The following is a 6405-nucleotide window of genomic DNA, read 5'->3' as shown; positions in this document are numbered from 1 at the left end:
ATAGCCATCAGTCTCAAAACCCCGCTGTCCCATCGAGGCAGCGGGGTTTTTGTGTCCGGTAACGGGCACAAAACAGGGTGCTTGCGGTATTTGTATTTTTGTTTGGCGGGTTTGCTGAAAAATATCCGTCTTGGAATACAGGTATACAGTAAATTTTACGCAACATATTCTTGGAGTGCGCATACCAACTCAGGATAGTTAGGAAATTAGAATGGCTTTATCTCGAGTTTCTGTAGGAGAAAGGCCAAATTGTCGCTCTAATATTGCGCGATAACGCTTTTGCCGTGAAATTTGTGTTTCGGGCAGCGCGAGACGGTTGGCGATCAGACGATGCATATAAGTGATTTCTTCAATATGGTTTCGTCGATTGAGGGTATGCGTTGCTGAGTCAGCATGTCGACGATGCACATTGAGTGGTTTGGCAACGTATATGATTTCAGCATTCTTTTGAGATAAAACCTCTAAATAAACGCGCCAGTCTCCAGCGATTCTCAGATTTTGTAGATCTTTCTGGCAAGTATTCATCGCTTTTAATAGCGAATTTCTCCGAAAAAGCGCACTACTCACATTGAGAACAAGGTTACGTTCTGACAGACATCCCCGTAGGAAACCTTCGCCTGTAAAGTGACTGTCATTTTCGAGAAGTAGTCCCGCGCTTTCTGCGTAATAGTTGCGATAAGACGGAGAAAGTGGGGCGCCATTTTCATCAACAGCACGGCTGTCCGTAAATGCCATGACAATTGATGGACTGTCTTTAATGCCGTCCACGATATGCTGCAGGAAATCCGGTTCGCAGAAATCGTCTGCTTCGGCAATCCAGATCCAGTCCCCACGAGCAACTTTAAGAGCCTTGTGCCATTGCCGGAAGACAGATCCGGAAGCAACAGTGTTGGCAATGCAGGTGATGTCCCGATCCCAATCCTTGGCGGTCTGCTGGGCAATTTCCAGACTGTTATCGCCCGATGCGTCGTCAAGGACTATGACTTCAAAGACAGGAACAGTCTGAGCAAAAATTGAAGAAAGTCGACTGCTCATGTAGCGAGCATAATTGTGAGATGGGACTACAACGGAAATTTTCGGAACTGTTGGTAAAGCGAGCCCAAGAAGTTTGCATGTGTACTCTTTGAAGATGAATCGACGCTGTGCAGCGCGTGCAGTTTTCTGGCGTTCTTTGACAGGGCGCTTAAGCGACCATTCTGCCAGTTCTTTGGCCGCATGCGACATGGCCGGAACGTCTGCAAAGGGCACGACCCGGGTATTGTTGTCTGATGTCGTCATGCTTTGCCTGAGCAGATCAGGAATTCCGCCAGCATCTTCGAACGCTACGCAGGGCAGGCCCGAGGCCAAGGCTTCCAGGACCACCGACGGATATGGATCTTCACGGGATGGCAGGACAAACACATCGGCGGAAGCCAGCCATGCAGGAACATTGTCCACTCTGCCAGGCATATGGAATGTGCCGCTGGAGAGAGCATTTTCCAGTTCAACATGCAGACTGTTCTTCAGTGCGCTATCAATGTCACCCAGCCATATACAATGTGTCTGGCCATCCATCTTGCGCCAGAGTTGCAGGAAGAGATCGAAAGCCTTTGCGCAGGTCTGCATAACCGGCGCTCATGATGATCTGGTCCGATGGGCTGCACGCCATCTGCTTTCGGATCATCTGTCGTGCCTGTACGGAAAAGGCCTCCGAAGTGTAGAGCCCCTGAGGCAGAATCCGCAGATTTTTGGCGCGTTCCAAAGTCAGCTTTTTTTGCCACACTTTCAGCTGGCACCACGATATGTCGCGCAAGCGCACAGGCTTTTTCCATCGGACCTGTCAGGTTGCGACTGCGAAGCAGGGCAGGAAGTTCGTGAATGAGAAAGGTAAATCCAATTCCCGCTTCCGCCAGATCAGCGGCGATGGCGGACGAGGCGGCGCTATTGACGATTGCGGATTGAAAACCCTGCTTTCGCAGATGTCTTAGTCGGGCTGTTGTCGTGCTCGTGTCATTGGTGAGGACTTCGGTGGGTGCAACGGTACGATACTCGTCGAGCAGCGTGCCGTCTCCAAGGAGAATGAACTGGATGTCGGCCCCAAAGCAGTGTTTCAGCGTGCGCCCGGTTTCCAGAAGAAGGCGTTGGGCGCCAGCGGGAAAAGCATCATGACCAATCAACAGAAGCCTGGATTGTGAATGATTTCTGCTGGAGCCTGTGCAGGCGCGGGCTGTCGCATTCAGATAGGCACTTCCGAAATGCTGGTCTGGCTCCAGATACGCGCCTTCAGCCCATTCATTCCAGGCGTTGATGCAGACGACGGGGTCACCGAAAAAGGTACGTGTCTGGGCCTGTTCGATCAGGCCGCCAAGCCAACGTTCGTATAATTCGGGTGTTGAACCGTGCAGAACGAGGCCTTTTCCCTGCCGCCGTGCATCATTGTCCCATGATGGAGCGGCGGTTCGAATAAGCGGAAATGGCGTCTGCGGCTGTGCAAGGGATGCATCTACGACTTCGCCGTAATCATAGATCTGCCCACTGAAGTCATTGTCGAACACCTTGACTTCATCATTCAGAAGACTACAGCCCGAGACGACCTTGTGAGGTGGAAATTCGATGGCACCGTCCAGGCCGAAGAGATCCGGATTTTCGTCTCCGAATGCCTGCCCCATGACGAAAAGAGGGTTCAGTCCGTGCCGGTTCTGGAACATCCCGCGCCATCTCACGAAGGCGGCCGGTGCGTCCGGAATGGTCCCTGGTCGATAGACCATGAGAATGGGACGTCCATCGAAATGGATATAGCGCGGATCTTTCAAATAGCCGGCAAAACAGTCCACGAGGGCTTCGTCATCCTCGGCGCGGTAATCCTGCGCGATGAGGAGATCATCATCCGAACCATCCCAGCGGCGGCTCCAGTTCTCGTTTGCCCACATGAGACAGAACGGAAGATCGATCTGCGGATTGGCCAGAAGGATTTCCAGTGGCTGATCCAGCAGGCGTTTGCGGTTGAACCAAAAGCGATAACCGTTGATTTCATTGGATAATTTTCCAATCGGTTTCGCTAGTTTCTGCTGTTAGTTGCTAACGATTTAGAAACAGTAGGCGGAGTAGCAAGGAGGACCGAACAATCTTGTTCGATCTGCAAAACCGTCTGGATCACTCCAGGCGGTTTTCGCATGAGGCACTGATCACCGACCTCAAAAAATCGCGATTCTCGTAATATCGTTATTTTCTCATTAACTTTTTAACAGTAAGGTGACCTTGGCTCAGCACTCCTAATGCAATGCCTCGCGTTTCCCCACCTTGATCGAGCGACACTCCAAGGTGGGGAAACTCTTTTCTTTAATGGTCCGATAGTAGACGTGAAGGAGAGATTTGAAATGCTTCCGAAATTTGAAGAAGTTCTTCAGGAGTGGGGCGGTGAATACCCTCTTCGATCTCACTAACTAGTTCTTCTGATAAAAAAGCTTTTGCGGCGAATATTGAGATCGTGAGGTCACGTTCAAGACGAAGAGCTTTTACGTTTCGCGCAATGATTTTGGTCAAATTTGGCATATATTTAAAACCTTTTCACGAAACAAAATTTGACCGTAATTCGCCTTAATTGCCCTTGCGCGATCACTTTTTTGTCGCAATGTGTGCGAAAGCTTTCCAAAGTTTCTGGCCTTAACGATTTTTAAACGATGCGAGTTCCCGATCATGTGCTCAAAAATTTCAAATTTGTTGAAGCTCGCAGATGACCTTTGGACGAAAGGCGAGAGACAACAAACCGTTGAGGTTATTGAAAATATCTATGCCTTATACGACCAGGCGGAATGCGAAATCAATCAACACAAACATCAAAAAAACATTAATGAGACAGAAATTCTATAAAAACATTCCGAAATGGATCTAGAATTTCTCATAATGTTCATTGGTTGAATGCGCATAAGTAAATTACAGGATTCGTCGCTCTGACCGAAAACTACCTGAGGGGACAGGATAGTTATTTCTATGTAATTATGGATACCACTAAATAGAATTATTTTTCTATTTTGGATTATTCGTAACAGCACTGTTACATTATTACAGGCAGCATCACAGCTATTTATCGCGCTTGAAAGCGGCGCCTTCTCGAATGAGCAGATTTGAATAGGCTCCCCTTCGGCTTCAGTCTAGCACTCACTCCACGCATAGGTCTTACTCTGCGCCGATCATAATGACCGTGATGGCGGTGAACAGGGGCACGACGATGATGGCAATGGCGATCAGTTCTTCGAGCATGCCCGCACCTGGTCGCGCAAGCCGATGTAATCCCCGATCCACCGGATGGTTTGCGGCTGAGGATGTGCAGTGATTTCGCTTGCCAGCGCCTGCTGGTCAGTGGTCGAGTACGTCACGAGTGTGGGGCAGGGCACATAGCGCACGCTGGTGCAGCCAGTGAGGGCAAGGGCCAGAATAACCCATCTCATGCCATGCCGCCTTTCAGCCGCGCCAGCACATCGTCCTCAGTCGCAGGCTTATCTGTCTCAGCCTGGGCCATGGCCTCGGCCTTCTGCGTCACTACGTTGGCGCTCGCGGTTCCGGCTTGTGCTGTGGTCACGCTCGCATTGCTTTTTCCGGCTCGGTAGGCGAACCAGACGAGGAGCCCGAGGGCGATGACGACAAGCGCCACCGCCCCCAGAGCGACGTACTCGGTCAAGCGGCCGCTGCCGTCTCGGTCGTGGCCGTTGTGGTCTTGGTTTCCAGCGCCGTCACAAGGGCAGCGAGGTTGCCAGCCAGACCTGCCAGAGCCGACTTGGCGCCAGCCGTGTCACAGTTCGGATCCAGCTTCTGGATGATGAAACCGCCAAGGACGGGCAGAAGCTCTTCACCGAGAGCGGCGGATTCCTGAATTACGGTATCGGTTGCCATGTGAGCGTTTCCTTTGTTGCTCGGGGTGTCCCGCAGTCAATCCGGAGCTTTCGCTGTCGACTTGCTGAGGATTTCGGGGATGGCAGCCTTGACCTTCGCAGCGTCTTCTCGCGCGACAGGAACGGCGGTGATGCCCGGACGCAGGCGAGGGATCGCCCAGCCGATGCAACCGCCTACGGCTGACATCAATTCATACAGGGGAGCCCACCGGCTGTCTGCGGCCGGAGGCTGGATCACGGCGCGCAGGACTGCGCATCCGACGATCAGCCACGCCGGATAGATCAGGTAATCAGCCGGGATCAGATCGGGCAGCAGGACCAGCAGCGAACCGATGCCACCAGCCTTCAGGAAGGTGTTGAGGTTCGGGTTCACGTGCCGTCTCCTGTCAGCCCAAGACGATAGAAGGCATGATGGCCGATGACCTTCACTGGCTTGCGTCCGGCAGCCCATCGCGGGAGCAGGATGCCGAGCGCAAAATAGCTGTCGGCCCCGTTCGTTACGTCCACCAGCGTTCCGGCCGCCATCTGCTGCGCAAGCGAAAGGGCAGACCGAAACAGCGGATCTTCATCGGTCACGGCCTCAGCCTTGGCGCAGTTCGGATCAGTCTCGTTCCAGCACGAGAATTGCCACGGACTGGCGCAGACGCTCTCGACGTCACGCCCCCACCAACCCGGCTTGGCCACGCGATGCGCAATAACGTTCAGGATGGCGTGCATCCCGACTACGCCTTCGCCGCGAGCTTCACCCCATGCTGTGCGGGCTGCGAGTTCCTGCGGGGTCATACGTGATGCCAGTCCCGCCAGAAGGTGAGCAGCTTGGGGCCCCAGATCGCGACGAAAATCAGCACGCCAGCAGCAGCGCCAACCGCCCATGTGAACGCTGCTTTGAAGAAGGCCATGCCCCCGAGCAGGTCCCTGGTCATACCCTTGAGGTCGCGTAGATCAACGTCCTGCCGTTCGCCGCGCATCCGGCCTTCGGTCTGGACCTCAACTAGCTTCATCTGGATCGTGGACATGCCCTGCTCCAGTGCCGTGATGCGCCGCTCATGGTCATCGACACGGGTGTCGGCCGGAGGCGCAAGAAGTGCTTCGCCCATCAGTGCTGCACCTGCTGACCTAGAGCATCGGTCCAGACCGAACCGTTCCACCAGACCGGAATGCGCAAGGTTTTTGCCGCGTTGCCGCTGGAATAGCAGTCAGTGCAATAAAGCATCGCGCCGACCGTCGGGTCAGTTGTTCCCGATGCCACACCCGGCAGGGCCGAATAGGGATATCCGGGGCTGACATATGCGCCAGAAGCGCCCCCGCCATATGAGGGATTAACCTCCCCCTTAGAGTTGGTTTGGATCAGGATATACGGAGCGCCCGACGCAGAAGACGATGCCATGAGAATGGCCTGCCCAGCCATTTTCAGCCAGTTGTTGTTCATCACAACCGCGCCTTTGAACTCCCAATCCCCGCTGCTGCTCTGCGTGGCGCAAGTTCCGGATGCCGTACAAAGCTTAAGCGATCCATCGCCGCTAAAGGCCATGTTGGC

Annotated in this window: 10 protein-coding genes; all 10 read right to left on the bottom strand. The window is 53.5% G+C overall.

What is annotated here, in order from left to right:
- Nucleotides 1-198: 198 nt before the first annotated feature.
- Nucleotides 199-1605, bottom strand: a complete 1407-nt coding sequence (locus tag GRO01_RS13660; RefSeq protein WP_231489982.1) for a glycosyltransferase — start codon at nt 1603-1605, stop codon at nt 199-201.
- A complete protein-coding gene (locus GRO01_RS13655; protein ID WP_231489984.1) occupies nt 1503-2945 on the bottom strand; it encodes a glycosyltransferase WbsX family protein in 1443 nt (480 codons plus the stop codon). The genes GRO01_RS13660 and GRO01_RS13655 overlap by 103 nt, the downstream gene beginning before the upstream one ends.
- Before the next feature lie 373 nt (nt 2946-3318).
- The gene (locus GRO01_RS13855; protein ID WP_083541150.1) at nt 3319-3531 is read right to left on the bottom strand and encodes a helix-turn-helix domain-containing protein; all 213 of its coding nucleotides are present in this window, start codon (nt 3529-3531) and stop codon (nt 3319-3321) included.
- A gap of 624 nt (nt 3532-4155) precedes the next feature.
- Entirely contained in the window at nt 4156-4281 is a 126-nt protein-coding gene (locus GRO01_RS13755) for a hypothetical protein (protein WP_264787831.1), read from the bottom strand.
- Between the two features lie 142 nt (nt 4282-4423).
- Nucleotides 4424-4657 (bottom strand): hypothetical protein, encoded by a 234-nt coding sequence (locus tag GRO01_RS13190; protein WP_062506865.1) that lies wholly within the window; start codon nt 4655-4657, stop codon nt 4424-4426.
- Nucleotides 4654-4869: a hypothetical protein gene (locus tag GRO01_RS13185; protein ID WP_062506863.1), complete on the bottom strand. Its 216-nt coding sequence runs from the start codon at nt 4867-4869 to the stop codon at nt 4654-4656. Before GRO01_RS13185 ends, GRO01_RS13190 begins: the two co-directional genes overlap by 4 nt.
- A 36-nt stretch (nt 4870-4905) precedes the next feature.
- Nucleotides 4906-5241, bottom strand: a complete 336-nt coding sequence (locus tag GRO01_RS13180; protein ID WP_062506861.1) for a hypothetical protein — start codon at nt 5239-5241, stop codon at nt 4906-4908.
- Nucleotides 5238-5651, bottom strand: coding sequence for a cell wall hydrolase (locus GRO01_RS13175; protein ID WP_062506859.1), 414 nt, complete (start codon nt 5649-5651; stop codon nt 5238-5240). Before GRO01_RS13175 ends, GRO01_RS13180 begins: the two co-directional genes overlap by 4 nt.
- A complete protein-coding gene (locus tag GRO01_RS13170) occupies nt 5648-5965 on the bottom strand; it encodes a hypothetical protein (protein WP_062506857.1) in 318 nt (105 codons plus the stop codon). The genes GRO01_RS13175 and GRO01_RS13170 overlap by 4 nt, the downstream gene beginning before the upstream one ends.
- Nucleotides 5965-6405 (bottom strand): hypothetical protein (locus tag GRO01_RS13365; RefSeq protein ID WP_167494601.1); only part of this gene is annotated, 441 nt, incomplete at its 5' end. The genes GRO01_RS13365 and GRO01_RS13170, both read right to left, overlap by 1 nt.

The sequence above is a fragment of the Gluconobacter roseus NBRC 3990 genome, assembly GCF_006538885.1.
Taxonomy (GTDB): domain Bacteria; phylum Pseudomonadota; class Alphaproteobacteria; order Acetobacterales; family Acetobacteraceae; genus Gluconobacter; species Gluconobacter roseus.
This window is presented reverse-complemented; position numbering and strand designations above follow the sequence as displayed.

Excerpts from the sequence above, each read along its gene's own strand:
- GRO01_RS13660 (WP_231489982.1), bottom strand. The coding sequence starts at position 1,605 with ATGCAGACCTGCGCAAAGGCTTTCGATCTCTTCCTGCAACTCTGGCGC.
- GRO01_RS13855 (WP_083541150.1), bottom strand. The coding sequence starts at position 3,531 with ATGCCAAATTTGACCAAAATCATTGCGCGAAACGTAAAAGCTCTTCGT.
- GRO01_RS13185 (WP_062506863.1), bottom strand. The coding sequence starts at position 4,869 with ATGGCAACCGATACCGTAATTCAGGAATCCGCCGCTCTCGGTGAAGAG.
- GRO01_RS13175 (WP_062506859.1), bottom strand. The coding sequence starts at position 5,651 with ATGACCCCGCAGGAACTCGCAGCCCGCACAGCATGGGGTGAAGCTCGC.
- GRO01_RS13170 (WP_062506857.1), bottom strand. The coding sequence starts at position 5,965 with ATGGGCGAAGCACTTCTTGCGCCTCCGGCCGACACCCGTGTCGATGAC.